This is a genomic window from Mesorhizobium sp. M2E.F.Ca.ET.209.01.1.1 (genome assembly GCF_004010375.2).
In the GTDB taxonomy this organism is placed as follows: domain Bacteria; phylum Pseudomonadota; class Alphaproteobacteria; order Rhizobiales; family Rhizobiaceae; genus Mesorhizobium.
The window spans coordinates 68,859-95,793 of sequence record NZ_SADP02000009.1; the positions used below are offsets into that span (position 1 = coordinate 68,859).

General features: G+C 64.4%; 26 protein-coding genes. 12 read left to right on the plus strand and 14 right to left on the minus strand.

The window, feature by feature from the left end; genetic code table 11:
• Window position 1 precedes the first annotated feature (1 nt).
• Complete coding sequence (locus EN852_RS17895) at window positions 2-907, minus strand: LysR family transcriptional regulator (RefSeq protein ID WP_127876259.1); 906 nt, start codon at window positions 905-907, stop codon at window positions 2-4.
• Between the two features lie 55 nt (window positions 908-962).
• Window positions 963-1,727, minus strand: a complete 765-nt coding sequence (locus EN852_RS17900) for a DeoR/GlpR family DNA-binding transcription regulator (protein WP_127876260.1) — start codon at window positions 1,725-1,727, stop codon at window positions 963-965.
• Window positions 1,728-2,115: 388 nt separating this feature from the next.
• Here EN852_RS17900 and EN852_RS17905 point away from each other — a divergent pair, with 388 nt between their 5' ends.
• Together EN852_RS17905 and EN852_RS17910 are read left to right on the plus strand one after the other, a co-directional pair.
• A complete protein-coding gene (locus tag EN852_RS17905) occupies window positions 2,116-3,000 on the plus strand; it encodes a phosphotransferase family protein (protein WP_127876261.1) in 885 nt (294 codons plus the stop codon).
• On the plus strand, window positions 2,997-5,450 hold the full coding sequence (locus tag EN852_RS17910; protein WP_127876262.1) for an FAD-dependent oxidoreductase: 2,454 nt from the start codon (window positions 2,997-2,999) through the stop codon (window positions 5,448-5,450). Before EN852_RS17905 ends, EN852_RS17910 begins: the two co-directional genes overlap by 4 nt.
• 12 nt (window positions 5,451-5,462) lie before the next feature.
• Here EN852_RS17910 and EN852_RS17915 read toward each other — a convergent pair whose 3' ends face one another.
• Window positions 5,463-6,095: a class I SAM-dependent methyltransferase gene (locus EN852_RS17915; protein ID WP_127866427.1), complete on the minus strand. Its 633-nt coding sequence runs from the start codon at window positions 6,093-6,095 to the stop codon at window positions 5,463-5,465.
• A gap of 103 nt (window positions 6,096-6,198) precedes the next feature.
• Here EN852_RS17915 and EN852_RS17920 point away from each other — a divergent pair, with 103 nt between their 5' ends.
• A complete protein-coding gene (locus EN852_RS17920) occupies window positions 6,199-7,098 on the plus strand; it encodes a phosphotransferase family protein (protein WP_127876263.1) in 900 nt (299 codons plus the stop codon).
• Window positions 7,099-7,108: 10 nt separating this feature from the next.
• Here EN852_RS17920 and EN852_RS17925 read toward each other — a convergent pair whose 3' ends face one another.
• The 3 genes from EN852_RS17925 to EN852_RS17935 form a co-directional block, all read right to left on the minus strand.
• Window positions 7,109-7,582, minus strand: coding sequence for a DUF805 domain-containing protein (locus tag EN852_RS17925; RefSeq protein ID WP_127876405.1), 474 nt, complete (start codon window positions 7,580-7,582; stop codon window positions 7,109-7,111).
• A 138-nt stretch (window positions 7,583-7,720) separates the two neighbouring features.
• Window positions 7,721-8,641 carry a DMT family transporter gene (locus tag EN852_RS17930; protein WP_127876264.1) on the minus strand — a complete coding sequence of 307 codons (921 nt, stop codon included), beginning with the start codon at window positions 8,639-8,641 and terminating at the stop codon, window positions 7,721-7,723.
• A 402-nt stretch (window positions 8,642-9,043) separates the two neighbouring features.
• Entirely contained in the window at window positions 9,044-10,324 is a 1,281-nt protein-coding gene (locus tag EN852_RS17935) for an amidohydrolase family protein (protein WP_127876265.1), read from the minus strand.
• A 175-nt stretch (window positions 10,325-10,499) separates the two neighbouring features.
• On the opposite strand from EN852_RS17935, the gene EN852_RS17940 reads away from it, so the two are divergent.
• Complete coding sequence (locus tag EN852_RS17940) at window positions 10,500-12,254, plus strand: ABC transporter ATP-binding protein (protein ID WP_127876266.1); 1,755 nt, start codon at window positions 10,500-10,502, stop codon at window positions 12,252-12,254.
• Window positions 12,255-12,374: 120 nt separating this feature from the next.
• Here EN852_RS17940 and ilvD read toward each other — a convergent pair whose 3' ends face one another.
• Window positions 12,375-14,219 (minus strand): dihydroxy-acid dehydratase, encoded by a 1,845-nt coding sequence (ilvD, locus tag EN852_RS17945; protein WP_127876267.1) that lies wholly within the window; start codon window positions 14,217-14,219, stop codon window positions 12,375-12,377.
• Between the two features lie 248 nt (window positions 14,220-14,467).
• Here ilvD and EN852_RS17950 point away from each other — a divergent pair, with 248 nt between their 5' ends.
• Complete coding sequence (locus EN852_RS17950; protein ID WP_127876268.1) at window positions 14,468-14,938, plus strand: VOC family protein; 471 nt, start codon at window positions 14,468-14,470, stop codon at window positions 14,936-14,938.
• Window positions 14,939-15,022: 84 nt separating this feature from the next.
• Here EN852_RS17950 and EN852_RS17955 read toward each other — a convergent pair whose 3' ends face one another.
• The 3 genes from EN852_RS17955 to EN852_RS17965 form a co-directional block, all read right to left on the minus strand.
• Complete coding sequence (locus EN852_RS17955; protein WP_127866435.1) at window positions 15,023-16,615, minus strand: peptide chain release factor 3; 1,593 nt, start codon at window positions 16,613-16,615, stop codon at window positions 15,023-15,025.
• Window positions 16,616-16,735: 120 nt separating this feature from the next.
• Window positions 16,736-16,972 carry a DUF1127 domain-containing protein gene (locus EN852_RS17960; RefSeq protein ID WP_127876269.1) on the minus strand — a complete coding sequence of 79 codons (237 nt, stop codon included), beginning with the start codon at window positions 16,970-16,972 and terminating at the stop codon, window positions 16,736-16,738.
• A 127-nt stretch (window positions 16,973-17,099) separates the two neighbouring features.
• Window positions 17,100-17,381, minus strand: coding sequence for a DUF4242 domain-containing protein (locus tag EN852_RS17965; protein ID WP_127866437.1), 282 nt, complete (start codon window positions 17,379-17,381; stop codon window positions 17,100-17,102).
• Between the two features lie 204 nt (window positions 17,382-17,585).
• Here EN852_RS17965 and EN852_RS17970 point away from each other — a divergent pair, with 204 nt between their 5' ends.
• Together EN852_RS17970 and EN852_RS17975 are read left to right on the plus strand one after the other, a co-directional pair.
• Window positions 17,586-19,397, plus strand: coding sequence for a winged helix-turn-helix domain-containing protein (locus EN852_RS17970; RefSeq protein ID WP_127866438.1), 1,812 nt, complete (start codon window positions 17,586-17,588; stop codon window positions 19,395-19,397).
• A gap of 66 nt (window positions 19,398-19,463) precedes the next feature.
• Window positions 19,464-20,534, plus strand: a complete 1,071-nt coding sequence (locus EN852_RS17975; protein WP_127876270.1) for an FAD-binding oxidoreductase — start codon at window positions 19,464-19,466, stop codon at window positions 20,532-20,534.
• 47 nt (window positions 20,535-20,581) lie between these two features.
• Here the strand turns inward: EN852_RS17975 and EN852_RS17980 are convergent, their stop codons facing one another.
• The 3 genes from EN852_RS17980 to EN852_RS17990 all read right to left on the minus strand — a co-directional run bounded on the left by EN852_RS17980 (window position 20,582) and on the right by EN852_RS17990 (window position 22,586).
• Window positions 20,582-21,382 carry a class II glutamine amidotransferase gene (locus tag EN852_RS17980; protein ID WP_127866440.1) on the minus strand — a complete coding sequence of 267 codons (801 nt, stop codon included), beginning with the start codon at window positions 21,380-21,382 and terminating at the stop codon, window positions 20,582-20,584.
• A 132-nt stretch (window positions 21,383-21,514) separates the two neighbouring features.
• A complete protein-coding gene (locus tag EN852_RS17985) occupies window positions 21,515-22,315 on the minus strand; it encodes a class II glutamine amidotransferase (protein ID WP_127876271.1) in 801 nt (266 codons plus the stop codon).
• Between the two features lie 16 nt (window positions 22,316-22,331).
• The gene (locus EN852_RS17990; protein ID WP_127866442.1) at window positions 22,332-22,586 is read right to left on the minus strand and encodes a DUF6356 family protein; all 255 of its coding nucleotides are present in this window, start codon (window positions 22,584-22,586) and stop codon (window positions 22,332-22,334) included.
• Window positions 22,587-22,701: 115 nt separating this feature from the next.
• Here EN852_RS17990 and EN852_RS17995 point away from each other — a divergent pair, with 115 nt between their 5' ends.
• From EN852_RS17995 to EN852_RS18015, 5 genes are all read left to right on the plus strand, one after another.
• Entirely contained in the window at window positions 22,702-23,172 is a 471-nt protein-coding gene (locus tag EN852_RS17995) for an Lrp/AsnC family transcriptional regulator (protein WP_127866443.1), read from the plus strand.
• 84 nt (window positions 23,173-23,256) lie between these two features.
• A complete protein-coding gene (gene dut / locus EN852_RS18000) occupies window positions 23,257-23,742 on the plus strand; it encodes a dUTP diphosphatase (RefSeq protein ID WP_127876272.1) in 486 nt (161 codons plus the stop codon).
• Window positions 23,742-24,401: an HAD family phosphatase gene (locus EN852_RS18005; RefSeq protein ID WP_189546027.1), complete on the plus strand. Its 660-nt coding sequence runs from the start codon at window positions 23,742-23,744 to the stop codon at window positions 24,399-24,401. The genes dut and EN852_RS18005 overlap by 1 nt, the downstream gene beginning before the upstream one ends.
• 64 nt (window positions 24,402-24,465) lie before the next feature.
• Window positions 24,466-25,320 (plus strand): hypothetical protein, encoded by an 855-nt coding sequence (locus EN852_RS18010; RefSeq protein ID WP_127876274.1) that lies wholly within the window; start codon window positions 24,466-24,468, stop codon window positions 25,318-25,320.
• Window positions 25,321-25,400: 80 nt separating this feature from the next.
• Window positions 25,401-26,213, plus strand: a complete 813-nt coding sequence (locus tag EN852_RS18015) for an isocitrate lyase/phosphoenolpyruvate mutase family protein (protein ID WP_127876275.1) — start codon at window positions 25,401-25,403, stop codon at window positions 26,211-26,213.
• On the opposite strand, the gene EN852_RS18020 is transcribed toward EN852_RS18015, so the two are convergent.
• Window positions 26,210-26,905, minus strand: a complete 696-nt coding sequence (locus EN852_RS18020) for a sulfate transporter family protein (RefSeq protein ID WP_127876276.1) — start codon at window positions 26,903-26,905, stop codon at window positions 26,210-26,212. The genes EN852_RS18015 and EN852_RS18020 overlap by 4 nt on opposite strands.
• Window positions 26,906-26,935 lie beyond the last annotated feature (30 nt).

Here is a 26,935-nt window from a genome sequence, read left to right on the forward strand (position 1 = left end):
CTCAGCGGCGCACCATGCGCTGCGACTGCGCAAGACCGATGAAGTCGCGCGCGGCCTGCGGCAGGCCGGAGCCGCGGCGCCAGACGGTGCCGACCTGGACGACCGGCAGCGAGCCGGAAATATCGCGCGATTCGATGCGGTCGCCTTCCAATGACCAGGGCCGGTAGACGAGGTCGGGCAGCAGCGCCACGCCGGCGCCGGTGGCGACCAGGCTGCGCACCGCTTCCACCGAACGCGTGCGAAAGGCGACATGGGGTCTCGCGCCGATCGCCGACAGCAGCTTGCCGGTGTTCTCCTCGATCTCGTCGACGGTGAGCATGATCAACGGCTCGGAGGCGATATCGCCGATCGAGATGATGTCGGCGCTGGCGAGCCTGTGGCTGAGCGGGATCCACAGCCGATAGGCCGAGACTTCCAGGATTTCCGACTGCAGCGCGGTGCGGTCGCGCAAATTGGACGTGACCATGACGGCGATATCGAGCTTGCCGCCGACCAGAAGATGCTCGAGATAGTCGCCATTGTCCTCGATGGCGGAGACCTCGACGCCGGGATAGGCGCGACGGTAGCGGGCGAGCAGATCCGACAGAACATAGCCGGCGACCAGCGAGGTGACGCCAAGCTGCAGGCGGCCGCCGGCGACAGCCTGCTCGCTGGAGAAAGAACTGCGCGCATCCGAGACATCGGCCAGGATCTTGGTCGCGTGGCGCAGGAACTGGTGGCCTTTGTGAGTGATGTTGAGGCCGCGCGGATGGCGCTCGAAGAGCTCGACGCCGAGATCGCTCTCCAGTTCCTTGATTGCCTCGGTGACCGAAGACTGGGAGATGGAGAGATTCTGCGCTGCGCCCGAGACGGTGCCCTGCTCGGCGACGGCGACGAAGAACTGCAATTGGCGGATGGTGAAGGCCATGGCCGGACTAAACACCGGCGCACGCGGGAAAGAAAGCGGGCTTTGTTCGCGGCGGCTAGGCCGCCGCGATGCTGAGCCGCGCGCCGGCCTGGCTCAGCGCGGTGGCGACGTCATGCGGCGGCGGCTGGTCAGTGGCTAGCTCGGAAAAGCCGTCGAAGCCGCAGACCCGGACCAGGCCCTGGCGGCCGAACTTGGTGTGATCGGTGACGACCAGCGAGCGCTGGCCGCGCGACAGCACCATGCGGGCGAATTCCGCCTCGTCCAGATCATAATCGGTCAGGCCGGCGACGGCGTCGACGGCGCCGATCGAGATCACCGCATGGTCGACCGAAAAGCGGCTGACGAATTCGATTGCCGAGATGCCGAAGGCCGCGCCTGAATCGCTGCGCAGCTCGCCGCCCGCCATATAGACCTTGTTGCCGTTCACCGTCGCCAGCGTGCGGGCAATGTCGGAGGAATTGGTGACCACCGTCAGCCTGCGGTGCCCCAGCAGCTCGCGCGCCAGGAAGGATGTGGTCGTGCCTGTGTCGAGCATGATCGCCTCGCCATCGCGGATGGTAGCCGCGACCATCCTGGCGATCAGGCGCTTGGCTTCGGCGTTCTCGCGCATGCGCCGCTCGAACGGCGCCTCGCCCACCATCGAGGCAAGACCCACTGCGCCGTGCATCTTCAGCACCGAGCCGTCATCGGCAAGCGGCTTGACGTCGCGCCGCACCGTTTCAAGCGAGACACCGAGACGTTCGGCAAGGCTGGCTATGGTGATCGTGCCCTCCTCCTTGAGGATGCGCAGGATTTCGCCATGCCGTTTCGAGTGGATCATGTGGATGTCCGGGATTTTGCCCGAATTTAAGGCTTTGACAACGCTTTGAAAGGAGTTGCTTATATTTTCGGGCAAAACACCCAAAAAAGGTCACAGCTTTTGATTGACAGTTCCGCCGCCACGGCATGAGAGTGGTTGCAAGTGACAGGGTCGGAACTGCTAGCGGGAGGGTAATGGCAGAGCCGCAACCTAGTGACCAGATCGTCTGGAAACAGCCAGACGCGGGCTTTTATCGAATCCGCGGGGGCGGATGCCGGGATCCTAAACCTGGCCAAGGGGCTCGTCGGTGCGGTGCGGGATACCGATCCTGGCGTCTCGCACCGACGAGGCTCTTTTGCTCTGTCCCATCGCTGTTTTCCGGAGCACCGGCTTGGGCCGGAGCCACGCCGTGAGTGCCGAGGACCGTATCCGCGCCTTGCCATGCTGGAACGGCAGCATCGAGATCGCGCCGCTGCCGGGCGGCCTCAGCAATGCCAACTATATCGTCACCGACGCCGCCGGGCACCATGTCGTGCGCTTGGGCCAGGACTTCCCGTTCCACCATGTCTTTCGTGAGCGCGAGGTGATGACGGCGCGGGCCGCGCATGCGGCTGGATTCGCGCCGGCCGTCCACTATTCCGAGCCCGGCATTCTGGTGACGGCGTTTCTCGGGGCGAAGACCTTTCTCGGCGAGGATGTGCGGGCCAATCTCGGCCGCGTGGCGGCGCTGCTGCGCGGCTTCCATCGCGAGATGCCGAACCACGTGTCCGGCGCCGGCTTCATGTTCTGGGTGTTCCATGTCATCCGCGACTATGCGCGCACGCTGGACGAAGGCGGCAGCCGCAAGAAGGATCAGTTGCCGCGCTATCTTTCGCTGGCCGACGAGCTCGAGCGGGCGCAAAAACTGCTGCCGATCGTCTTCGGCCACAACGATCTTTTGCCAGCCAATATCCTCGACGACGGCAAGCGGCTGTGGCTGATCGATTTCGAATATGCCGGCTTCAACACGGCGATGTTCGACCTTGCCGGCGTCGCCTCGAATGCCGGCATGAGCGACGACGAATCCTTTGCCTTCATGACCGCCTATTTCATGAAGGAACCGGACACCGAAATCCGCCGCTCGCATGCCGCCATGCAATGCGCCTCGCTGCTGCGCGAGGCGATGTGGAGCATGGTCTCCGAACTCTATCTGGACGCGCCCGGTATCGACTACGTCGCCTATACCGAGGAGAACCTCGTGCGGCTCGATGCGGCGCTCGATAACTACCGGACGAAATACGGACCAAAGTCATGACCTTGCCCAGTCATGCCGGGATCGTCGTCATCGGCGGCGGCATCATCGGCTGTTCCACCGCCTATCATCTGGCGCGCGATCACAAGGCCGATGTGGTGCTGCTCGAGCAGGGCAGGCTGACTTCGGGCTCGACCTGGCACGCCGCCGGGCTGGTCGGGCAGTTGCGCTCGTCGGCCTCGATCACGCGCGTGCTCAAATATTCGGTCGAACTCTACAAAGGGCTCGAGGCCGAGACGGGTTTGGCGACCGGCTGGAAAATGACGGGGTGCCTTCGATTGGCGACCAACGCCGACCGCTGGACCGAGTTCAAGCGCCTGGCGACGACGGCCAAAAGCTTCGGCATGGACATGCAGCTCTTATCGCCGGCCGAGGTGAAGCGCATGTGGCCGTTGATGGAAACCGGCGATCTGGTCGGCGCTTCCTGGCTGCCGACCGACGGGCAGGCAAGCCCCTCCGACATCGCCCAGTCGCTCGCCAAGGGCGCGCGCATGCATGGCGCGAAACTGTTCGAGGACGTGCGCGTCACCGGCTTTGCGATGAAGGATGGCCGGATCACTGCGGTGAAGACCGAAAAAGGCGACATCGCCTGCGACAAGGTGGTGAACTGCGCCGGGCAATGGGCACGCCAGGTCGGCGCGATGGCAGGCATCAACGTGCCGCTACAGCCGGTCAAGCACCAGTATATCATCACCGAGAGGATCGAAGGGCTGGCTAACGACGCACCGACGATCCGCGACCCCGACCGCCGCACCTATTTCAAGGAGGAGGTCGGCGGGCTCGTGATGGGCGGCTATGAGCCCAACCCGCAGGCCTGGGCAACCGGGCTTCCCGACGGCGACGTGCCCAACGACTGGGAGTTCCGGCTGTTCGACGACGACTACGATCATTTCGAACAGCATATGAGCCAGGCGATCGCGCGCGTGCCGGCCCTCGCTCATGTCGGCGTCAAGCAGATGATCAACGGGCCGGAGAGTTTCACGCCGGACGGCAACTTCATCCTCGGCGTGGCGCCGGAATGCTCGAACATGTTCGTCGGCGCCGGCTTCAATGCCTTCGGCATCGCGTCGGGCGGCGGCGCCGGCTGGGTACTGGCACAATGGGTGGTCGACGGCGAGGCGCCGCTCGACCTGTGGGTGGTCGACATCAGACGTTTTTCCGGCCTGCACCGCGACCGTGACTGGGTGCGCGACCGCACACTGGAAGCCTATGGCAAGCACTACACCATCGGCTTCCCGCATGAAGAGTATCTCTCGGGACGGCCGCGCATCGTCTCGCCGCTCTATGAGCGGCTGAAGGCGCATCGCGCGGTGTTCGGCTCCAAGCTCGGCTGGGAGCGGCCGAACTGGTTCGCACCGGATGGCGCAGCCGCCGAGGACGTCTATTCGATGGGCCGCCAGAACTGGTTCGGCCCGGTCGGCGACGAGCACCGGCATGTGCGCGAGAAGGTCGGCATTTTCGACCAATCCTCCTTCGCCAAATACGAGCTGACCGGCACGGACGCGCTGAAGGCGCTCGACTGGATCTGCGCCAACGACATCAACAAGCCGGTCGGGCGGCTGACCTACACGCAGCTTCTCAACACGCGCGGCGGCATCGAGGCCGACCTCACCGTGTCGCGGCTCGGCGAGGAGCGGTTCTACATCGTCACCGGCACCGGCTTCCGCACGCATGACCTGTCCTGGATAAGCGACCATATCGGCTCCGGCCTCGACGCCAGGCTCACCGACGTCACGGAGGAGTATGGCACGCTGTCGCTGATGGGACCGCACGCGCGCAACGTGCTGCAGGCGGTGACCGATGCCGATGTCTCGAACGCCGCCTTCCCCTTTGGCCATGCGCGCGAGATCGCAATTGCCGGCCATAGCGTGAAGGCGCTGCGCATCACCTATGTCGGCGAGCTCGGCTGGGAGTTGCATGTGCCCATCGCTGCCACCGGCGAGGTTTTCGACGCGCTGATGGCGGCGGGCAAGGCGCATGACATTCGCCCAGTCGGCTACCGGGCGCTGGAATCGCTGCGACTAGAAAAAGGCTACCGCGCCTGGGGCTCCGACATCACACCGAACGACACGCCGCTGGAGGCGGGGCTGGGCTGGGCGGTGAAGCTTCGCAGGAACACGGATTTCGTCGGGCGCAGGGCGCTGGAGAAGGCGGCCGGCAAGCCGCCGCCGAAACGCTTTGCCGGCTTCACGGTGGACGACCCCGAGATCGTGCTGGTCGGCCGCGAGACGATCGTGCGCAATGGCGAGCCGGTAGGCTACCTCACCAGCGGCGGCTATGGCTACACGGTGGAGAAGAACATCGGCTACGGTTATGTGCGCAATGCCGACGGCGTCAGCGACGAGTTCCTCGCCTCCGGCGACTACGAACTGGTGGTGGCGATGGAACGGACGCCGGCAAAGATCCATCTCGAGCCGCTGTATGACCCGGCCGGCGCGAAGGTGAAGGCTTGACCGCCGGGCCGGTCAGTTGACGCGCAGCACCAGCCCCCTGCTCGGCACCGTGTCGCTTTCGCCTGGCATCGAGGCATAAGGCAGTGTTTCTTCGAGGCGGCTTATTGCACCACGCGCTTCCAGCCCGGCGATGCGCTCCGCAAAGCCGGCATCCCACAGCGTGTTCTTGACGGTCAGCACGATGACGCCGCCTGGACGGCAGATGCGGATCAGCTCGTCCAGGCCCTCGACCCCGACATGGCCCGAGGTGAAGACGCCGGCCGAAATGATGCCGGCATAGACGCCATCGGCGAACGGCAGCGTGTCGCCCATCGCCAGGCGGTGCAGCGCCGTGTAGACGCCCTTGGCGCCTGCCTTGTCCAGCATGCCTTGCGAGATGTCGAGCGCCTCGACCCTAGGATAGCCGGTGATGGCCAGCCATTCGCCGATCAGGCCTGTGCCGGCGCCGGCATCGAGCAAGGGCCCAGCGCCGCGCGGCAGGTGGCGGGCAAGCAGCGCCAGGCAGATCGTGGGATGGCGATAGCCGGCGGCCGACATGTCGGCATCGTAAGTCTCGGACCAGCGGTCATAGATCGCGGCAACTTCGTCCGGCCGGGTCGCGGCATAGGCCGCGCTTAGTGAGCCGCTGTGCTTGCCGTCCGTCATCGTCGCCCCTCCAAGCCGATTCATGTGCAAAGGATCATAGTCAAGCCGCCAAAATTGTGGAACCGTCAGAGCCATAGCAAATGGCGTGAAGCGGGGACACGACATGACCGACGAATTGCGCGCTACCCTGGCGGCCATACCGGCGCTAACCGACTACGATGGGCCGCTGGAGCGACTCGGCGGCCTGACCAACAGGGTCTACAGGGCCGGCGACGTGTGCCTGCGCATCCCCGGCAAAGGCACGGAGGAATATATCAACCGCGCCAATGAGGCGGTGGCGGCGTGCGAGGCAGCCAAGGCCGGCGTCAGCCCCGAAGTGCTCTACGCCGATCCGGCAACCGGCCGGATGGCGACGCGCTTCATCGCCGGCGCCGAGACGATGTCACCAGAGAAATTCAAGGCGAGGCCGGGCAGCCCGACGCGAGCGGGCGAGGCCTTTCGTAAGCTGCACACCTCCGGCGCGGTGTTTCCCTTCCGCTTCGAACTGTTCGCGATGATCGACGACTATCTCAAGGTCCTTTCGACCAAGGATGTGGCGCTGCCCGCAGGCTACCATGACGTGGTGCGCGAGGCAGGCGCGGTGCGCGCCGCCCTTGATGCGCACCCGATCGAGCTCACCGCCTGCCATTGCGATCCGCTGTGCGAGAATTTTCTCGATACGGGCGAGCGGATGTGGATCGTCGACTGGGAATATTCCGGCATGAACGATCCGCTGTGGGATCTCGGCGACCTCTCAGTCGAGGGCAAGTTCGATGCGGGCCAGGACGAGGAATTGATGCGCGCTTATTTCGGCGGCGAGGCGCGGCCGGCGGAGCGTGGCCGCGTCGTCATCTACAAGGCGATGTGCGACCTTTTGTGGACGCTTTGGGGCCTGATCCAGCTTGCCAACGACAATCCGGCCGACGATTTCCGCGCCTATGCCGACGGGCGCTTCGCCCGCTGCAAGGCGCTGATGGAGACGGCCGAGTTTTCGAGCCATCTGGCGGCAGTACGCCAGGGCTAGAGCTGGCGCTCTACCTGAAAACTCTCTGTATCTCGTTCAGCGATCCTGTTTCATCGGACTTTTTGCAGTACCAGATAAGCAGCGCGATTGTGCCGATGGGGAAGAATCCCGCAAGCAGCTGATGCCAGCCGCTTCTGTTGATGTCATGCAGCCGGCGCGCGGTCATGGCAAGTGTCGGCAGAAGGACGGCAAGATTCCAAAGCGACGAGACGGCTTCGTTTCCCACAAAGATATCGACTATACCCATAAGAACGGCGACGATGATGATGAAGAGGTAGGAATACCAGAACTCCGAGCGGCTGGCTCTGCCGGAAAAGTTCACATAATTACGGAAAAAGCTCGAAATCGCTTCACCGAAGTTCATTGACGGCGGCGTGTCACCGAAACGATTGACGCCGGCCGGCGGCGCCCTCAAGACAAACAACAATGGCAAGCCGAGAAGGATTAGAACTATCAGCCAATGCCATATCGAGAAACTGCCCATGATTTCCCCCAACACCCCAATCTCGGGAGCTATGGATATCCTGCCTACTCCGCCGGAATCAATCGCAGATTGCACCCAATAGGCGATTTGCACCGGAAATACTTTCCGGATGGAAGGGTAGGATGAGATGGCCCGAGTCTAATTGACGCCCTTCGGCACGTTCTCAGGAGGCACCACGGTTTCCACCACCTTCTGGCGATGGAAGATGAAGATGCCGGCAAGCACGACGATAGCCGAGCCGGCCAGAATGCGCGGGCTCGGCACATCGCCGAAGAAAACCAGGCCAAAGACAATGGCCCACAGAAGCAGGCTGTAATGGAGCGGCGCCAGCGTCGAGGCCGGCGCCAGCTTCAGCGCCCTGGTGATCATCAGATGCGCGGCGCAGGAGACGACGCCGAGCAGAAGCATGGCGCCGAAATCGAGCGCCGACGGCGTGCGCCAGGCGCCGATGGTGAGCAGGCCGCCGACAATCAGCGTGCCGATGGTCTGCCAGGTTACCAAAGTCGTGTCGCTGGTGCCGCGCAGCAGGCGGCCGAGGATGATGGCGAAGCCGAAGGCGATGCTGCCGACCAGCGCGAAGCCGGAGGACATGGACAAAGCCGCGGACGACGGTTTCAGGATGATCAGCACGCCGCAGAAGCCGACCAGGATCGCCAGCCAGCGCCGCCAGCCGACCTTTTCGCCAAGCAAAAGGTGCGACAACGCCGCAACGTAGATCGGCCCGGCCATGTAGAAGCTCATCACGTCGGCGAGCGGAAGGTAGACGACCGCGGCGTAGAAGAGCCCGGTGTCGGTGGTGGTGGCCACGACGCGCAGGACCTGCAAGAGCGGCCGGTCAATGTGGAAGAGCTTCCCCGTGCCCTGGTTGGCGATCATCGGGCCGAGCACGATGAAGGCGCCGATCGAGCGGATCAGCACCACCTGTCCGACCGAGAAGGAAGCGACCAGCCATTTGCCCATCGCATCGTTGAGCGCGAACATGAAGTCGCCGGCCAGCATCAACAGGATGCCGGCAAGAAGCATGTTTTTGACCGTGAAATTGCGGGCGAGCGAAGCCATGCCGCTCCCTAGCCGCAAGCGGCCGGTTTGACGAGGGAAATTCAGCCGATCGGTGAGACCAGCGGAGGAAATCGGCTGGCCGGAACGCTCGTCACTTCGTCATCCACGGGCGGAGCGGGAGCGAAGCGGACGCGCAGACCCGAGGATCCATGCCGTTACCTCGCGCGAAGAACCAAGGCGGCGCAAGATAAAGGTCGTTCTGAACCGCCGCGACGCTCAAAGGTAATGGCATGGATTCTATGGTCTGCGCGCGTCGCTCCGCTCCTTGCTTGGCCATAGAATGACGAAGTTGGAAGCGTTCCGGCCAATCGCGAACGGTTAATGATGCTTTGCCCTAGGCGAGGCGAGTCCGCTGACTTTGGAGATTGGCGGATGCGCGCGCTGTCCGCCGGGGTACGTGACCTACGCCGTCTGGTGCCGCCGGTTCACCCGCGCCGGCCGGCCAGCGATCGACAGCCGGGTTTCCTGCCTGGTCCGCTCGGCGACGACCTTGCCCCTGGCGATGACGCAGAGACGTTCGGGACGCAAACGAACGGCCTCGATCGAATTGCCGGCGTCGAGCACGACAAGGCTGGCGCGCTTGCCGACCGCAAGACCGAGATGATCGAGCCCCATGATGGCGGCGTTGACGTTGGTGACCATGTCGAAGCAGCGCGCCATGTCGGCCGGGCTCGACATCTGCGCGACATGCAGGCCCATGAAGGCGACGTCGAGCATGTCGGCCGTGCCCAGCGAATACCAGGGGTCGAGCACGCAATCCTGGCCCCAGCCGACGCGGATGCCGAGCGCCAGCATCTCCTTCACCCGGGTCAGGCCGCGCCGCTTCGGGAAAGTATCATGGCGTCCCTGCAGCATGATGTTGATCAGCGGGTTGGGGATGGCCGAGACACCGGCTTCGGCGATCAGCGGCAACAGCTTCGAGACATAGTAGTTGTCCATCGAATGCATGGAGGTGAGGTGGGAGCCGGCCACCCTGCCCTGCAGGCCGAGACGCTGCGTTTCATAAGCGAGCTGCTCGATATGGCGCGACAGCGGATCGTCGGTCTCGTCGCAGTGCATGTCGACCATCAGGCCGCGCTTGGCGGCGATCTCGCAAAGCTCCGTCACCGAGCGGGTGCCGTCGGCCATGGTGCGCTCGAAATGCGGAATGCCGCCGACGATGTCGACGCCCATATCGAGCGCGCGGACGGTGTTCTTGAGCGCCGTCGGCGAGCGATAGAGGCCGTCCTGCGGAAACGCCACCAGCTGCAGGTCGATATAGGGCGCGACGGTTTTCTTGACGTCGAGCAGGGCTTCCACCGCGAGCAGTCGGTCGTCGCAGACATCGACATGGCTGCGGATGGCGAGCAGGCCCATCGACACGGCCCAGTCGCAATAGGCGAGCGCACGCTCGCGCACGGCCTCATGCGTCAGAAGCGGCTTCAGCTCGCCCCAGAGCGCAATGCCCTCGAGCAGCGTGCCAGACGCGTTGATGCGCGGAATGCCGTAAGAGAGCGTCGCATCCATATGGAAATGCGGATCGACGAAGGGCGGGGAGACCAGATTGCCGCGCGCGTCGATCTCGGTCGGGGCGGAGCCCGGCAGTTTCTGCTCGACCGCCCGGATGGTTTCGCCGGCAATGCCGATATCGGCAATTCTGCCGCCCGGCAGCGTGCCGCCGCGCACGATAAGGTCGAAATCCATCTGTCGTCACCCTCTCAAGACCTGGCGATCATCGTGGCCGAAAAGACAGCCTCGCGCAGCCTTTTCTTCCCCCGGCAGCCGAAAGGTTCCATCGCGCCGCAACTCGCTCTATAAGCCGCCTCGCGCCCTCATGGCGAATCCGAAATTCTTTGCAAGTCAGACACAGGATCGGCCGTTGTTTCGCTTCTTTCGCTCGACGGAGAACCAGCGCCTCATCGCGAGGCTGGTGAGGGAATCCTTCCACGAGCATAAATTCGGCTATGGCGCCGCCATCGTGTCGATGCTGGTGGTGGCTGCCATGACCGGCGCCAGTGCCTGGATCCTGCGTGAGATCACCAACGAATTCGTCGTCTTCAAGAGGCTAGACCGCGTCAACCTGATCGCGGCTGGGGTCGCGGCGATCTTCCTGCTCAAGGGTCTCGCCACCTTCGTACAGGCCTATTTCATGAGCCGCGTTGGCAACGCCATCATCGCCGACCGGCAGCGCAAGATCTACGATCGCATCCTGGCGCAAGGCATCGAGTTCTACCATTCGACCTCGTCGGCCGATCTGATCGCCCGCATGACCAACAACGCGCAGGCGGCGCGCAGCGTGCTCGACCTTGTCGTGACGTCCTATGTGCGCGACCTGGTGACGCTGATCGTCCTGGTCGGGGTCATGGTCTGGCAACAGCCGGCGCTGTCGCTGATCTGCTTCGTCGTCGGGCCGGTGGCGATCTACGGCGTCAACCGCATCCTGAAGCGCGTCCGCAACATCGCCGCCTTGGAGTTCCGCTCGCTTGGGCAGATCGTTCACGTCATGCAGGAAACGGCGATCGGCGTACGCGTCGTCAAATCCTTCAACCTTGAAGGCGCGATGCGCAAACGCATGTACCAGGCCGTCTCCGACGTCGAGAACCGCGCCAACAACATCGCCACGCTGGAGGCGGCCACCAGCCCGGTGATGGAAACCATTGCCGGCCTGGCAATCGCCGGCGCGGTCTTTATCAGCGGGTTCCTGGTGCTGCAGGGCGGGCAGATGCCGGGCAACATCATGGCCTTCATCGCATCGCTGCTGCTCGCCTACGAGCCGGCAAAACGGCTGGCACGCGTTCGCATCTCGCTCGAGACCGGCATCGTCGGCGTGCGCATGATGTTCCAGCTCGCCGACCGGCCGCTGACGCTCGCGGAAAAACCTGGCGCAAGGCCGCTGCGAGCGGGGCCGGGCGAAATCCGCTTCGACAATGTCAGCTTCGCCTATCCGGAAAGCCCGCCGGTGTTCGAGGGCTTCGACCTGACACTCGAGGCCGGCAAGATGACGGCGCTGGTGGGGCCGTCCGGCAGCGGCAAGTCGACGATCCTGAACCTGATCATGCGCATGTACGACCCGCAGACCGGCAGAGTGATGTTCGACGGCCAGGACATCTCCTTCGCGACGCTCGATTCGCTCAGGAAGAAGATCGCCTATGTCAGCCAGGACACATTCCTGTTTGCCGGCACGGTCATGCACAATATCCGCCTCGGCCGTGAGGACGCGACCGATGAAGAGGTGATCGCCGCCGCCAAGGCCGCCAACGCGCATGACTTCATCAGCGCCATGGCCAAGGGCTACGAGACGGAAGTCGGCGAGAACGGCTCGCTCTTATCCGGCGGCCAGCGCCAGCGCATCTCGATCGCGCGCGCCATGCTGCGCAATGCCGAGATCCTGCTGCTCGACGAAGCGACCAGCGCGCTCGACGCCGAATCGGAAGCGCTGTTCCGCGACGCGCTGCAGCAACTGACGGTCGGACGCACGACGATCGTGATCGCGCACCGGCTGTCGACCGTGCATCAGGCCGACACCATCGTGGTTTTGGAAAAGGGCAAGGTGCAGGAGAGCGGCCCGCACAAGGCCCTGCTCAAGCAGGGGGGGCTCTATCAGAAGCTTTATGAGTATCAGCTGATGCCGTAGGCCTTTACCCTCCCCCTTGTGGGGAGGGTCGCTGCAAAGCAGCGGGGAGGGGGCGGCGCCGCCCCCCCCGACCTTCGGTCCGACCTTCCCACAAGGGGGAGGTAGGGGTCGCAGCTTGCCCTACTCCGGCACTTTCCGCACCGCGCCCTTGTCGGCGCTGGTGGCGAAGGCGGCGTAGGCGCGCAGCGCCGTCGTCACTTTCCGCTTGCGCTTCTCGGCCGGCTTCCAGGCGTCGGCGCCCTTGGCCTTCATCGCCGCGCGGCGCGCGTCGAGCTCGGCATCGCTGATGGCAAGCCGGATCGTGCGGTTGGGGATGTCGATCTCGATCGTGTCGCCTTCCTGGACCAGGCCGATCGCGCCCCCTTCGGCGGCTTCCGGCGAGACATGGCCGATCGACAGGCCGGACGTGCCGCCGGAGAAGCGGCCGTCGGTGATCAGCGCGCAGGCTTTGCCGAGCCCTTTCGACTTCAGATAGCTGGTCGGATAGAGCATCTCCTGCATGCCCGGGCCGCCGCGCGGCCCCTCATAGCGGATGACGACGATGTCGCCGGCCTTGATCTCGTTGCCGAGGATCGCCTTGACGGAAGCGTCCTGGCTTTCGAAGACGCGGGCGGGGCCGGTGAATTTCAGGATCGACTCGTCGACGCCGGCGGTCTTCACGATACAGCCGTCGAGCGCCAGATTGCCCTTGAGCACGGCAAGACCGCCATCCTTGGAGAACGGCGTCTTGGCCGAGCGGATCACGCCCTTCTCGCGGTCGAGGTCGAGCTCGTCCCAGCGGCGGTCCTGGCTGAAGGCGACCTGGGTCGGCACGCCGCCGGGGGCGGCGCGGAAGAAGTCGCGGACATTCTCGGCCGAAGTGCGGGCAATGTCCCAATGGTCGAGCGCCTCGCCAAGAGTGGCGGTATGCACCGTCGGCAGGTCGCGGTTGATCAGGCCGGCCTGGTCGAGCTGGCCGAGGATCGCCATGATGCCGCCGGCGCGGTGGACGTCCTCCATGTGCACGTCGGACTTGGCCGGCGCCACCTTGCAGAGCACCGGCACTTTCCGCGACAGCCGGTCGATGTCTTCCATGGTGAAGTCGACCTCGCCCTCATGGGCGGCGGCGAGGATGTGGAGCACCGTGTTGGTCGAGCCGCCCATGGCGATGTCGAGAGCCATGGCGTTCTCGAAAGCGCCCTTGGAGGCGATGCTGCGCGGCAGCGCCGTTTCATCGTCCTGCTCGTAATAGCGCTGGGCGAGATCGACGGCGAGATGGCCGGCCTCGACGAACAGGCGCTTGCGATCGGCATGGGTGGCCAAGGTCGACCCGTTGCCCGGCAGCGACAGGCCGAGCGCCTCGGTCAGGCAGTTCATCGAATTGGCGGTGAACATGCCCGAGCACGAGCCGCAGGTCGGGCAGGCCGAGCGCTCGATGACCTTGACGTCCTCGTCGGATATCTTGTCGTCGGCGGCAGCGACCATGGCGTCGACAAGGTCAAGCGCCTGCGCCTTGCCGGCCAACACCACCTTGCCGGCCTCCATAGGGCCGCCGGAGACAAAGACGGTCGGGATGTTGAGGCGCAGTGAGGCCATCAGCATGCCGGGGGTGATCTTGTCGCAATTGGAGATGCAGACCATGGCGTCGGCGCAATGCGCGTTGACCATGTACTCGACGGAATCGGCGATCAGCTCGCGCGACGGCAGCGAATAGAGCATGCCGTCGTGCCCCATGGCGATGCCGTCATCGACGGCGATGGTGTTGAACTCCTTGGCGACGCCGCCGGCCTTCTCGATCTCGCGCGCGACGAGCTGACCGAGGTCCTTCAGGTGCACGTGCCCCGGCACGAACTGGGTGAAGGAATTGACCACGGCGATGATCGGCTTGCCGAAATCACTGTCCTTCATGCCCGTGGCGCGCCATAGGCCGCGGGCGCCGGCCATGTTGCGGCCATGGGTGGTGGTGCGGGAACGATAGGCAGGCATTGGATTGTCCTTGCTGGCTGGCCGCGCCGATGCGCGGCGGGCGGCTCGAATTTTAGTCGGCAGCGGTTATAGCGGCCATGATCCGGCCTTGCCACAATTTTGCACTGCGCCAGGATTCTTCAGGAAAATTTGAAACCGCTGTCGGATCGGGCGCATGCGGGCCGTCCTTGGGCAGACGGCAAGAGATGGCACCATTCTCGGGGTCAGCCGTTCCAATGTAACAGCCGGAAGCAACCGAGGAGCACGACATGCAGAAGATCACCACCTTCCTGTGGTTCGACACTCAGGCCGAAGACGCCATGAACCACTACATCTCCATCTTCAACAATTCGAAGGTGCTGAGCGTGACGCGCTGGCCTGAAGGCCATCCGCAGCAAGGCCAGGTGCTGGTCGCTTCATTCGAACTCGACGGCGTTCAGTTCCTGGCACTCAACGGCGGGCCGCAGTACAAGTTCACCGAAGCGATCTCACTGTCGATCGACTGCAAGACGCAAGCTGAGGTCGATCATTTCTGGACCAGGCTAACCGAAGGCGGCGGCGAGCCGGGGCCTTGCGGGTGGCTGAAGGACAAGTTCGGCGTTTCCTGGCAAGTGGTGCCGGAGCAGTTGCCGCGGTTGCTTCAAGATCCCGACCGGGGCAAGGCCGGACGCGTCATGGACGCCATGATGAAGATGGGCAGGATCGAGATCGACAAGTTGGAAGCGGCGGCCCGAGGTTGAGTGAAGCCTTCAACGCCGGCGCCGCCCCTCATCCGCCCTTCGGGCACCTTCTCCCCGTGAAACGGGGAGAAGGAAAGCCGCGCTTTACGCCGCCTTGTCGCGGACCTGATAGTCTTTCACCGCCGTGAAGCGGATTGCTTTCCAGCGCTCGGCTTCGTAGTTCAGCGAGAAAGCGTGCTGGGCAAGGAAGACCGGATCGTTGTCGAGATCGCGGGCGATGTCGCCGCGATGCGATTCGATGAAACGCTGCACCTCTGCCTTGTCGTCGGCAGAAATCCAGCGGCAGACCGAGAAGCGCGACATCTCGAAATCCACCGGTAGCGTGTATTCGATGTTGAGCCGTTCCTTCAGCACGTCGAGTTGCAGGGCGCCGACGACGCCGACTATCGCTGGCGAGCCGTCCTCAGGCGAGAACAGCTGCACCACGCCCTCCTCGGCCATCTGGTGCAGGGCTTCCTTCAGCTTCTTGGCCTTCATGGCGTCGCCGAGGCGCACGCGACGCAGGATTTCGGGGGCGAAGTTCGGCACGCCGCGGAACAGGATCTCCTCGCCCTCGGTCAGCGTGTCGCCGATGCGCAGCGTGCCGTGGTTGGGGATGCCGACGACGTCGCCGGCAAAAGCCTCGTCGGCGGTGACGCGGGTGCGGGCGAAGAAGAATTGCGGCGCAGACAGGCTCATCGGCTTGCCGGTGCGCACCAGCTTGGCCTTCATGCCGCGCTCCAGCTTGCCGGAGCAGACGCGGACGAAAGCGATGCGGTCGCGATGGTTGGGGTCCATGTTGGCCTGGATCTTGAAGACGAAGGAGGTCATCTTCTCCTCCGTCGCCTCGACCAGACGTTCGTCGGCTTCCTGGGCGCGCGGCGGCGGTCCATAGGCGCCGAGCGCCTCGATCAGGTCGCGCACGCCGTAGTTGCGCAGCGCCGAGCCGAAATAGACGGGCGTCAGATGGCCCTCGCGGAAGGCGTCGACATCGAGCGGACGGCAGGCTTCCCGCGCCAGCTCCAATTCCTCGATGAAGTCGTTGCGCTCGTTCTCCGGCAGCAAGCCGGCGACGCGGTTGGAATCCGGGCCGTTGACCGGCGTGCGCTCCTTCTCGTCGTCACTGCGGCGCACCGCGTTCTGCGCCAGGTGGTAGGTGCCCGAAAACGTCTTGCCGCGGCCGATCGGCCAGGTGACTGGAGCGGTGTCCAGCGCCAGCTTCTGCTCGATCTCATCCAAAATCTCGAACGGATCGCGGCTCTCGCGATCCATCTTGTTGACGAAGGTGATGATCGGGATGTCGCGCAGCCGGCAGACCTCGAACAGTTTCAGCGTGCGCGGCTCGATGCCCTTGGCGGCGTCGATGACCATGACGGCCGAATCCACCGCCGACAGCGTGCGATAGGTATCGTCGGCGAAATCCTCGTGGCCGGGCGTGTCGAGCAGATTGAAGACATTGTCGTCATATTCGAAGGTCATCACCGAGGTGACGACCGAGATGCCGCGCTCGCGCTCGATCTTCATCCAGTCGGACCGCGTCTGGATGCGGTCCTTCTTGGCCTTGACCTCGCCGGCAAGCTGGATGGCGCCGCCGAACAGCAGGAGCTTTTCAGTGAGCGTGGTCTTGCCGGCGTCCGGGTGGGCGATGATCGCGAAGGTGCGGCGGCGCGATACCGCCTGTTCGATGTCTTCTGCCAATTTGATGGAATCCTGTCTGTGGCGCGGGCTTCTAGCAGCGCTTACCCGGCATGTCGACAGTTTCAGGCAGATCGGCTCGCCGGGAGGCGTGTTCGCCGCCATGGCGGGGCCTGCTCATAGTCAGGCCTCGCCATGTTCCCTGCGGCCGTACTTGGTGATCCAACGTATTTCAGAGCGCCCGACGCCGATGTCGTGCAGCAGGTAGTCAGGCAATTCGTCCAGTCTGGCCCGGTCCCTACGAATACGCACGATGCGCGCGAGGGCATGTCCCGTGGCACGAGATATCGCAACGACGGCCGCGAAGAAGCGGCTGAGCGTGGACCCGTCGGCGACGAGTTCCTGCCCAAAGATGGTCATGGTCGTGTCTCCTTGTTTGAGCGATGAATTCGGGAGGGCACCGATGGCCCTCCCGAAGGCTTCTTGAAGAGATCAGGACCGGTCGCGCTTGCAGCTCAGATGCCGCAAAGCTTCACGGTCCGCGCGGTCAGGCGGCGGCGTAAGCCGTCGTCGGATCGAACAGGCGCTTCACCTCGGTGACCTTGGTCGCCGGGAAGCCGCTCATCTTGGCGTGGCGCTGGATGATCGCCTCGTCCTTGGCGAGGTAGACGCAGAACGTCTTGTCGTCCGTCACAAAGGATTCCACCCACTGAATGTCCGGCCCGAGTTCGGCCAGAACGGCGTTCGAGGCCTTGGAGGCGTCGCGAAGCTGCGCGCGCTCGAAGGTGCCGACCTTGGGAATATCGCGCTCGATGATGTACTTCTGCATTTTGCAATCTCCTTGATCTGAGGTTCAAATGCCGCCGGACACTCGATCAGATCGGTGCCGGTGACATCCCTGGGGCGGCTGAGGTAAACTCTCGCTTGGCCCGCCAGGCAGACGGAGAATTACGGAACAGGCGGCCGACAGTCCTTACGCCGGCCTTATCTTCTTCTGATCCTTTGCCCATTGTCGTTATGGGGGTTGCTGCCGATGGGAATTTATAGCTTCGGCGACTTCGAGCTTAACGAGGATACACGCGCCCTTCGTCTCGCCGGAAGTGAGATCGAGACGCAGCCCTTGGTGTTCGATTTCCTCGCCATTCTGCTGCGGCATCAGGACCGAGCAATGAGCAAGGACGAGCTGCTCGAAATGCTGTGGCCCGACGTGACGGTAACCGAGGCTTCACTGCAGCGCGTGGCGAGCCTTGCCCGCAGCATTCTTCGCCAGGGCGGCATGGAGACGGCGCTGCGCAACCTGCCCCGCTTCGGCTACCGGATCTGCCTCGACAAGCTGGCCGCGGCGGAAACGGCAGCTCGGGCCGATGCGGGCAGCAAGCCGTCAAGCCCAGGCTCGCCGATCCTGGCCGCGCGCGCCGCCGCCGCGGCGCGAAAATGGCACGAGGCCGCGGCCGCTTTTGCCGAGGCGGATGCCGCCGACGAGTTGCTGACGGCCGACCTCGAAGAATGGGCACTGGCGCTGGAATGCGTGGGGCGGCCGTCAGAAGCGATCCCGCTCCTGACGCGCGCGGCAACGGAATACGGCGTGGCCGGCGAACGCCTGCGAGCGGCTTCCCCGGCAATCACCCTCGCCATGATTCATCTCGAGAGAGGAGAGCTCGCCGCGGCCAACGGATGGCACAAGCGTGCCGCGCAGCTGATCGACAAAGCAACGGAGAGCAGGGAACATGGGCTCTGGTGCTGGATGGGCGCGCGCATCAAGGGTGCGGAGGCCGAGCCGGAGCATGCGCTTGCTCTTGCCGAGCAAGCCTTCGAGGTCGGCAAAAATCTCGAAGATCCAGTCGTGGAATCGCTCGGTCTCATCTATCGCGGCTTTTTCAAGCTCTGCCTTGGGGAAACAAAATCCGGGCAGGAGGACCAGGATTTTGCCGCGGCACTCGGTCTCTCCAGCGACGTCGACCCGATCGTCGGCGGCATCCTCTATTGCAATATTTTGTGGGCCTGCCGGAATTTCGGCGACTGGGCGAGGGCCAATCAATGGACCCTCAGCTACGAGGGCTGGTGCAGAGGGCACGGGCTGGAGGAACTCACGGGCTCGTGCCGGCTGCACCGGGCCGAAGTGCTCGGCGTTCATGGCACGCTGAAAGAGGCGGAAGCGCTGGTCCGCGCCGCGCTCGATCAGCTTGCGCTCGACGCGCCTTGGGCAACGGGCGATGCGCTGCGCGTCCTGGGTGACATTCATCTTGCCGCCGGCGATTTCGCCCAGGCGGAAGCAGCCTATCGCGCCTCCCACGCCGCGGGCTGGGACCCGCAGCCCGGCCTTGCGCTGCTGCAGCTCGAGCAGGGGCAGGCAGAGGCCGCTTTCAGCGCGCTCGAGCGGTCCCTGGTTGGGAACCGCTGGCCAACCCTGCAGCGGCGGGGCATGGTTCTCGCCACGCTTGCCAAGGTAGCGGCGCGGACCGACCGGCCGGAGCGCGCCAACGAGGTGATCGCCGAACTGGAAAGCGAGCCGCAGCGTTGGCCGATGGCCTCGATCCGAGCGCTGGCCGCCGAGGCCAAGGCGGAACTGTTTATGCGGGAAAATCGCCTCACCGAAGCGGTGCGGGAGCTGCAGATCGCATGCTCGCATTGGGCCGAGATCGGCTCGCCTACCAACTGCGCGGAGGCCAGGCTTTCGCTCGCGGCGCTTCTCATCCAACTCGGCGACCGAACCGGCGCGGAGCTGGAGCTCGGCACCGTTCTGGCGGTCGCGAAGAAAGTGGATTCGCCCCGACTCATGCGGCGGCACGAGGCGCTCAAGGGTCTGCTTTCCGGTGTTCAGATGACGGCAGCTGCCGGCGCATAAGTCATGCTGCCGCTTGAGGTCCGGCCAGGGTGGTGGCATGACGGGGGAAATCCCCCAAGGTCCAGCATGAGCAGCGCAAAACAAATCATCGTCATCGGCGCCGGTATCATCGGCGCTTCGATCGCCTGGCATCTGGCGAAGGCGGGAGCGCGCGTGACTGTCGTTTCCGAAAGCGGCGCCGGCGGTGTCGCGACGCCCAATTCCTTCGCCTGGATCAATGCCAGTTGGGGCAATCCCGAGACCTATTTCCGGCTGCGCACCCGCGCCATGGCCGAATGGAAGCGTTTGGCGGGCGAGTTGCCCGGGCTGCCGCTCGCCTGGTGCGGCGGCCTTTGCTTCGACCTGCCGCCGGACAGGCTCGAAGCCTATGCGGCCGAACACTCGTCATGGGGTTATGGCATCGAGCGGGTCGACGCCAAGCGGGCGGGGCAAATCGAGCCCAACCTCGTCGAGCCACCTGACTTCGCCGTCTACGTCGCGGAGGAAGGCGTGGCCGAGCCGGCCGCAACTGCCAGGGCGCTTCTGGCGGACGCCGAACGGCTTGGCGCGCGCGTGATCGCCGGCACCGTAGAGAGGCTGGCATTGACTGCAGGCCGGGTCACCGGCGTGGTGGTTTCCGGTGAAGCAATCAGCGCGGACAACATCGTCATCGCGGCCGGCACCGGCGCGCCGGCGGTCGCCGCAACCGCTGGCATCAGATTGCCAATCGAGACGCCGCCCGGCTTGATCGTGCATTCGCGCCCTTACAAGAAGCTGCTCAACGGTTTGGTGCATGCCGAGAGATTGCATATGCGCCAGACGGCCGAGGGCCGCATCATCGCCGGCTCGGATTTCGCGGGCGGCGATCCGGGAGAAAATCCGGAAGCTACGGCGCGCGACTTGTTCGCGGTCATGAAGGCTGCACTGCATGGCGCGGACGGGCTGGAATTCGAATTCCACACGGTCGGCTACCGGCCTAATCCGACCGATGGTTTTCCGATCATCGGGCGCGCCCAGAGCGTCGACGGCCTCTACATCGCAGTCATGCATTCGGGCATCACGCTGGCGCCGGCCGTCGGTTTGTTTGCCGCGCGCGAAATCCTCGAAGGCGAGTGCGATCCGCTGCTCAAGCCTTACGGGCTGGAGCGTTTTGCGTAGTCGAACTCGTTGCCGGGCGACGTCTGTAGAGAGGTAGCGCTCTCCGGTTAGCCGTAGAGCGCCCACCGGGCCGTTGCTGGGGCAAAAGGCCGGACGCTGGTGCTGTCCCGGGTCATGGTCACGAAGCTCGACTGCGGAATCTCATGCCATGCGCGGCCATCGCGCTCGAAAGGTTCGGAGACGATGCAGCGTCCCGCGCGTTTGGCGAAGGCCGCGGTATAGAGGGTCGGCGCGTGATCGTCAGTGGCGTAGCGAACGGCGTGAAGCGCCTTCCCATCGCTGAAGGCGGCCGTGAGCTTTAGCGACGGCTCGATGCCGGCACGGCGCGAAGCCTCGATGACATGACTTGTGACACGTGACACGGCGCCATATGGATCGATCGAGAGTCCAGCGCCGAGCATCAGGCGGAAGAGGAGTTCGGAATCAGTCGTCCCTTCAAGCTGATCGAACAGCGCATCGGAAAGCGTGTTCTCCAGCCGGCGGCGGATCTTTTCAAAACCGCCGATCTGACCGTTGTGCATGAACGACCACTGGCCCGAGATGAACGGGTGGCAGTTCATGCGGCTGGTGGCGCCGCCGGTCGAGGCGCGGACGTGGGCAAGGAACAGCCCCGACTTGATCTGCCGGCCAAGGCTTTTCAGATTGGGGTCGGACCAGGCCGGCAGGATGTCGCGGTAGAGGCCCGGCTCCGGCCGATCGCCATACCAGGCCACGCCGAAGCCGTCGGCATTGGTTGGAGTTCTCGCCTCCCGCGCGTGACTGCTCTGCGCAATCAGCGAATGGGAGGGCGCGGCGATGACGTCTTCCAGGAAGATCGCGTCGCCGAGATAGGCAGCCCACCTGCACATTGTCCTGTCATCCTCTCCTCATGCGTTTTCGGGCGCGCGAATGATTTCCATTCGCCGCTCGTTGGGCGCCACAGATGACAGGGCAACGGTTTAACGTCCTTACGCCGCGCTTATGTTTTGCTGATCCTTGGTTCAGCCCGCCAGCGCCAGCGGGGCCACGGCCGGCCCAAATGGCTGAATGCTGGTGCCACCCCTCGTCATGGTGACGAAGCTCGAGGGCGGGATCGCCTGCCATTCGCCGCCGTCGTGGTCGAAGGGCTCGGAGACGATGCAATGGCCGGCGCGTCTGGCGAAGGCGCCGGTGTAGAGCGTCGGCGCATGGTCGTCGGTGGCATAGCGAACGGCGTAGAGCGCTTCGCCATCGGAAAAGGCCGCGGTCAGTTTCAATGCCGGTTCGATGCCGGCGCGGCGCGAGGCTTCGACAACCCGGCCGGTCGCGCGCGCGACCGCGCCTTGCGGGTCCGTCGCCAGCCCCTGGTCGATCATCAGCAGGAAAAAGAGCTCGGAATCGGTGGTGCCTTCGCGCTGGTCGAAGACGTCGTCGCAGAGCGAATTCTCCAACGCGCGACGGATCTTCTCGAACCCGCCTATCTGGCCGTTGTGCATGAACGACCAGCGGCCGGAGACGAAGGGATGGCAGTTCATGCGGCTGGTGGCGCCGCCCGTCGAGGCGCGGACATGAGCGAGGAACAGGCCGGATTTGATCTGGCGGCACAGGCTCTTCAGATTGGGATCGGACCAGGCCGGCAGGATGTCGCGATAGAGGCCGGGCTCGGGCCGGTCGCCATACCAGGCGAGACCAAAGCCGTCGCCATTGGTCGGCGACTTGGCTTCCTGGGCGCAGTGGCTTTGTGCAATCAGCGAATGGCAGGGCGCGGTGATGATGTCTTCGAGGAAGACCGCTTCACCGAGATAGGCCGCCCACCGGCACATCGCATTCCACCATCTGTCAGGCGCGATCCATCAGAGCCGCCGGCTCCTTGACCGCGTGCGAGCCTCGGTTGTGCGTGCGCTCATAGAGCTCACGAACGATTCGGCTCGCCGTAGTTTCGAACAGAAACGGCAAGAAAGCGTGAACGAGCGCGGCGCCCGCCGCCATCGACAGGCGCGAGCAGAACCAGGCGGCAAAGGCCATATGGCCGAAATAGGTCTCGCCGACCTTTTCCGGGTGAGCCGTGAACAGTGCCGTGAACCGAGTCGCCATGGTGATCCCTCCTGCCGGGATGAGCCCCGATGGTGAGTATCTTGCCACGCGGCTTTGGTTCATCGGTCCCAAATTGTCCTTGCTTTTGCCTGTTTGGTGGGACATTTATCCCAATATGTCGGCTGATATCGATGAGATTGATCGAAGATTGCTGGCCGAGCTGCAGCGCGACGGCACGCTTTCGGTCGACCAGCTTTCGGAGCGGGTAGCACTTTCGCGCAATGCCTGCTGGCGGCGCGTCAAGCGGCTGGAGGAGGATGGCGTGATCACCGGCCGCGTCGCCCTCGTCGATGCCGACAAGCTGGGGCTCGGCCTCTCGGTCTTCATCCTGATCCGCACCTCCAACCACGACCCGGACTGGCTGCAGAAGTTTCGCGCGGCGGTGACCGGCTTTGCCGAGATCACCGGCGTCTATCGAATGTCGGGCGACCTCGACTATGTGCTGAGGGCTCGCGTCGCCGACGTGAAGGCCTATGACCGCCTCTACCAGCGGCTGATCGCCAAGGTGGCGCTGTCGGACGTCTCGGCCTCCTTCGTCATGGAGGAGATCAAGGAGACCACCGTGGTGCCGGTGGAACTGCGCTGACGCGGAACCGCCTTGAAAGAAAGGCGTTGATAGCTCTGCTGCCGGGTTGACCGAATCGGCCCCTGCGCCGATAGGAATGGGCTCATGCGCACCGCTGTCTATCCTACCTCCGTCATCGGCCCCACCGTCGGTTTCGTCAGGCTTCCGCATGGCGAGGGCCTGCCTCTGCCGGCCTATGAGAGCGCCGGCGCAGCCGGCATGGATCTGCGCGCCGCCGTGCCGGAAGACCGGCCGCTGCTGATCCTGCCGGGGAAACGCGCGCTGGTGCCGACTGGGCTGGTCCTGGAAATCCCCGAAGGCATGGAAGGCCAGGTGCGGCCGCGCTCGGGCCTTGCCTTCAAGCATGGCCTCACCGTCCTCAACTCGCCCGGCACCGTCGACAGCGACTATCGCGGCGAGGTGAAAGTGCTGCTGGTCAATCTCGGCGACGAGGATTTCGCGGTGACGCGCGGCATGCGCATCGCCCAGATCGTCTTTGCCGCCGTGACACAGGTTACGGTCGAGGAGCGCGCGCTGGCCGGCGGCACGACGCGCGGCGCGGGCGGTTTCGGGTCTACCGGCACGGCTTGATGCAAGCTCCAAAGCTGGTCATTTTCGACTGCGACGGGGTCCTGGTCGATACGGAAAACCTTGCCAATCGGCGCCTCGCTGAATGGCTGAGCGCTTCCGGCTTTGCGACGAACTTCGAATATTGTCGCAAGAACTTTTCCGGCCGCAGCATGGCCTCGGTGCAGAAAGAGATCGAGGAGACGACAGCGGTCCGGCTCGGCGCCGACTTCGTCGAGCGCTGGAATGCTGGCCTGCCCGATCTCTTTTCGCACGGCGTCGAGGCAATTCCCTATGTGCGCGAGTTCGTCGAGGCCGTCCGCGCCGCCGGCATCGCCTATTGCGTCGCTTCCTCGGCGCGGGTGTCGAAGATGCACATCACGCTCGGCCAGACCGGCCTGTTGCCGCTGTTCGAGCACGCCATGTTCTCCTCCACCATGGTCGGGCGCGGCAAGCCGTTCCCGGATCTCTTCCTGCATGCGGCCAAGACCATGGGCTTCGCGCCCGGCGACTGCATCGTCATCGAGGACAGCGTCGCGGGAACGCAAGCGGGCATTGCCGCCGGCATGCGTGTGTTCTCCTACCACGCCGATCCGCTCACCGACCGCGATGGCTTGGCAGCAGCCGGCGGTATCTTGTTCGACGACATGCGCGACCTGGCCAAGCTGGTGCCGATCCGCTGATCATACCCGGCTGCGCACCGCAAAACGCCGTGCTAGCGTGAGCGCATCCGAGGGGGTGCGGTCCGTGATTTCCATACTATGCCGTTTCATGCTCGCCTGCCTGCTGCTGCCGTGCCTGTGGGCGGCCGCGCTGGCCCAGGACGTCAGCTTTCCGGAACTGAGCAGCGCTGTCGGAGGTCGTCAGGACGTCACCTATCTCGATCTTGCCAAGATGGTCGTCCCCGACCTGAAGGCAGGCGCCAACGGCTTCTACGACGGCAGCGCCCCAATCGATGTGCGGGACATCCTCGGCGGCGAAGAGGGCGGCTCGCCGCCCGAGACCGTCAACCTGCCGAACGCTGCGGTGCTCGCCGTCAAGGCCGGCGGCAAGGACCGATTGGCGATGCTTCTCGACCTCGGCCAGTCGCAGAACAGCGCCGAAGGTTTCGCGGTGCTGGCGCTCTACGACCTGGCGGGCAAGCCAAAGCTGCTCGATGCTGTGAATGTCGCAGTCGACAGGCTCACCTCTTTTCGCGAACCTGCCAAAGTTTCGATCGCCGCCGGCGACGATGCCATCGTGACCACGAGCACGCATTTCAACTCGAACCAGGGCTATGCCGGCACCATGCTGATCATGGTCCACAACGACCGCTTCTCGCTGATCGACGCGATCTATACGTTCGACGAGAATTACTGCGCCTATAGGCGCACGCAGAACCCGACTTTCCGGAGTCTCAGTGGCCACAAGTCTTATGCGCCCATCAAGGCCACGGTGACGGACGCGACGGTGCCGAGCGGCGAAAGCTGCGACGAGGTATCGCCAAAGGCCAGCTCTCACGACATTTCCGTCACCTATCGTTGGGACAAGGCCAAGTCGCGCTATGTCCGGAATTCCGATGCCTTCGAGAAATTGTCAGCAGAGAACGAGAAACGCTTCTGAAGGAAACGCATTCATTTGCCCGGTCCCGGCCCACGCGATAGATTTCCCTGCACAACCCCGCTCATGATTGAGGACTCGCCATGGACAAGGGCAAGATTTTTCGCGATCTGCACGCCTCCACCTTCGTCATGCCCAACCCCTGGGACGTCGGCACGACAAAGCTTCTCGCTTCATTCGGCTTCAAGGCGCTGGCCACGACCAGCGCCGGCTTCGCCTTCTCGCGCGGCCTGCCGGACGGCGCCGTGACCTTCGAGGCCATGATCCACCATTGCCGCGACGTGACCGCGGCAACCGACCTGCCGGTTTCGGCCGATCTGGAGCGCGGCAAGGGAGACAGCCCCGAGCAGGCAGCCGAAACCATCTTCGCGGCGGAGGCCGCAGGCCTTGCCGGCTGCTCGATCGAGGACCACACGGGCGACCCCGCCAACCCGATCTACGATTTCTCGCTGGCGACCGAACGCGTCGCGGCCGCCGTGGAGGCGGCCCGGGCGCTCAAGCACGATTTCATCTTCACCGCGCGGGCCGAGAATTTCCTGTGGGGCAAGACCGACCTCGACGACACCATCAAGCGGCTGCAGGCCTTCGAGAAGGCCGGCGCCGACGTGCTTTATGCGCCCGGCATCAGCGACGTCCAAACGGTGCGCACGATCTGCTCGTCGGTGAGCCGGCCGGTCAATGTGATGGCCCGGCCGGGCTTCACCGTCGCCGACCTCGCCATGGCCGGCGTCAAACGCATCTCGCTCGGCCCGTGGTTGACCAATTTCGCCTATGGCATGCTGGAAACGGCGGCGCGCGAAATCCAGCAGGACGGCACTTTCGGCTTCACCAGCGCGGCGATGCCGTTCGGCAAGTTGCAAGCGTTGTTTCGCGGCGGCGCGGCCGAGCAGGACTAGATCGGCTTTCGCGCCGAAACAGCCTTGTGCAGATGCACCATCATGGCGGCCGCGAAAAGCGGCGTCAGAAGGTTGAGCAGCGGCACGGCGAGGAACAGGGCGATGACCAGCCCGGCCAGGAACACGGTCCCGGCATTTTCGCGGCGCAGCGCCTTGGCCTCGGCTTCTGGGCGAAAACGCATGGCGGCGAATTCGAAGAATTCGCGGCCGAGCAGATAGCCGTTGACGATGAAGAAGGCGGCAATGTTGATGCCCGGCACCAGAAGCAAGAGCAGCGCCACGATGTTGCCGAGGACCACCACGCCGAAGAATTTGACCGCCAGCACAAGCGAATGCAGCGCCGGCACGGCGCGGCCGGGCGGATCGCTGGGATAGTCGGTACGCTCGACCACCTCGGCGACATCGTCGAGGAACAGACCGGCGACGATCGCCGTGACCGGGGCGATGAGCAAAGCCATCCCCACCGCCAGCACGATGCCGGCAATGATGGCGCTGAGCCATCCGGCCCAGGATGGCAGGCCCGGCAGCAACGTCTGCAGCCACGGCCAGGCCAGCCATTCGAGCAGGCTTTCCAGGCCAACCCACAGCGCCAGCAAAGCGAGCAGAGTCAGCCCCAGAGTCTTCAGGAAGACGGAACGGAATTCGGGCGAGAACAGCCGGCTGGCGGCGGCGCGGGCAGCGTCCAGGATCACGGCGGATAGAACCCCTCATCGAGAAACGAC

Excerpts from the sequence above, each read along its gene's own strand:
- EN852_RS17895 (WP_127876259.1), bottom strand. The coding sequence starts at position 907 with ATGGCCTTCACCATCCGCCAATTGCAGTTCTTCGTCGCCGTCGCCGAG.
- EN852_RS17900 (WP_127876260.1), bottom strand. The coding sequence starts at position 1,727 with ATGATCCACTCGAAACGGCATGGCGAAATCCTGCGCATCCTCAAGGAG.
- EN852_RS17910 (WP_127876262.1), top strand. The coding sequence starts at position 2,997 with ATGACCTTGCCCAGTCATGCCGGGATCGTCGTCATCGGCGGCGGCATC.
- EN852_RS17915 (WP_127866427.1), bottom strand. The coding sequence starts at position 6,095 with ATGACGGACGGCAAGCACAGCGGCTCACTAAGCGCGGCCTATGCCGCG.
- EN852_RS17920 (WP_127876263.1), top strand. The coding sequence starts at position 6,199 with ATGACCGACGAATTGCGCGCTACCCTGGCGGCCATACCGGCGCTAACC.
- EN852_RS17925 (WP_127876405.1), bottom strand. The coding sequence starts at position 7,582 with ATGGGCAGTTTCTCGATATGGCATTGGCTGATAGTTCTAATCCTTCTC.
- EN852_RS17930 (WP_127876264.1), bottom strand. The coding sequence starts at position 8,641 with ATGGCTTCGCTCGCCCGCAATTTCACGGTCAAAAACATGCTTCTTGCC.
- EN852_RS17935 (WP_127876265.1), bottom strand. The coding sequence starts at position 10,324 with ATGGATTTCGACCTTATCGTGCGCGGCGGCACGCTGCCGGGCGGCAGA.
- ilvD (WP_127876267.1), bottom strand. The coding sequence starts at position 14,219 with ATGCCTGCCTATCGTTCCCGCACCACCACCCATGGCCGCAACATGGCC.
- EN852_RS17950 (WP_127876268.1), top strand. The coding sequence starts at position 14,468 with ATGCAGAAGATCACCACCTTCCTGTGGTTCGACACTCAGGCCGAAGAC.
- EN852_RS17960 (WP_127876269.1), bottom strand. The coding sequence starts at position 16,972 with ATGACCATCTTTGGGCAGGAACTCGTCGCCGACGGGTCCACGCTCAGC.
- EN852_RS17965 (WP_127866437.1), bottom strand. The coding sequence starts at position 17,381 with ATGCAGAAGTACATCATCGAGCGCGATATTCCCAAGGTCGGCACCTTC.
- EN852_RS17970 (WP_127866438.1), top strand. The coding sequence starts at position 17,586 with ATGGGAATTTATAGCTTCGGCGACTTCGAGCTTAACGAGGATACACGC.
- EN852_RS17975 (WP_127876270.1), top strand. The coding sequence starts at position 19,464 with ATGAGCAGCGCAAAACAAATCATCGTCATCGGCGCCGGTATCATCGGC.
- EN852_RS17980 (WP_127866440.1), bottom strand. The coding sequence starts at position 21,382 with ATGTGCAGGTGGGCTGCCTATCTCGGCGACGCGATCTTCCTGGAAGAC.
- EN852_RS17985 (WP_127876271.1), bottom strand. The coding sequence starts at position 22,315 with ATGTGCCGGTGGGCGGCCTATCTCGGTGAAGCGGTCTTCCTCGAAGAC.
- EN852_RS17990 (WP_127866442.1), bottom strand. The coding sequence starts at position 22,586 with ATGGCGACTCGGTTCACGGCACTGTTCACGGCTCACCCGGAAAAGGTC.
- EN852_RS17995 (WP_127866443.1), top strand. The coding sequence starts at position 22,702 with ATGTCGGCTGATATCGATGAGATTGATCGAAGATTGCTGGCCGAGCTG.
- dut (WP_127876272.1), top strand. The coding sequence starts at position 23,257 with ATGCGCACCGCTGTCTATCCTACCTCCGTCATCGGCCCCACCGTCGGT.
- EN852_RS18005 (WP_189546027.1), top strand. The coding sequence starts at position 23,742 with ATGCAAGCTCCAAAGCTGGTCATTTTCGACTGCGACGGGGTCCTGGTC.
- EN852_RS18015 (WP_127876275.1), top strand. The coding sequence starts at position 25,401 with ATGGACAAGGGCAAGATTTTTCGCGATCTGCACGCCTCCACCTTCGTC.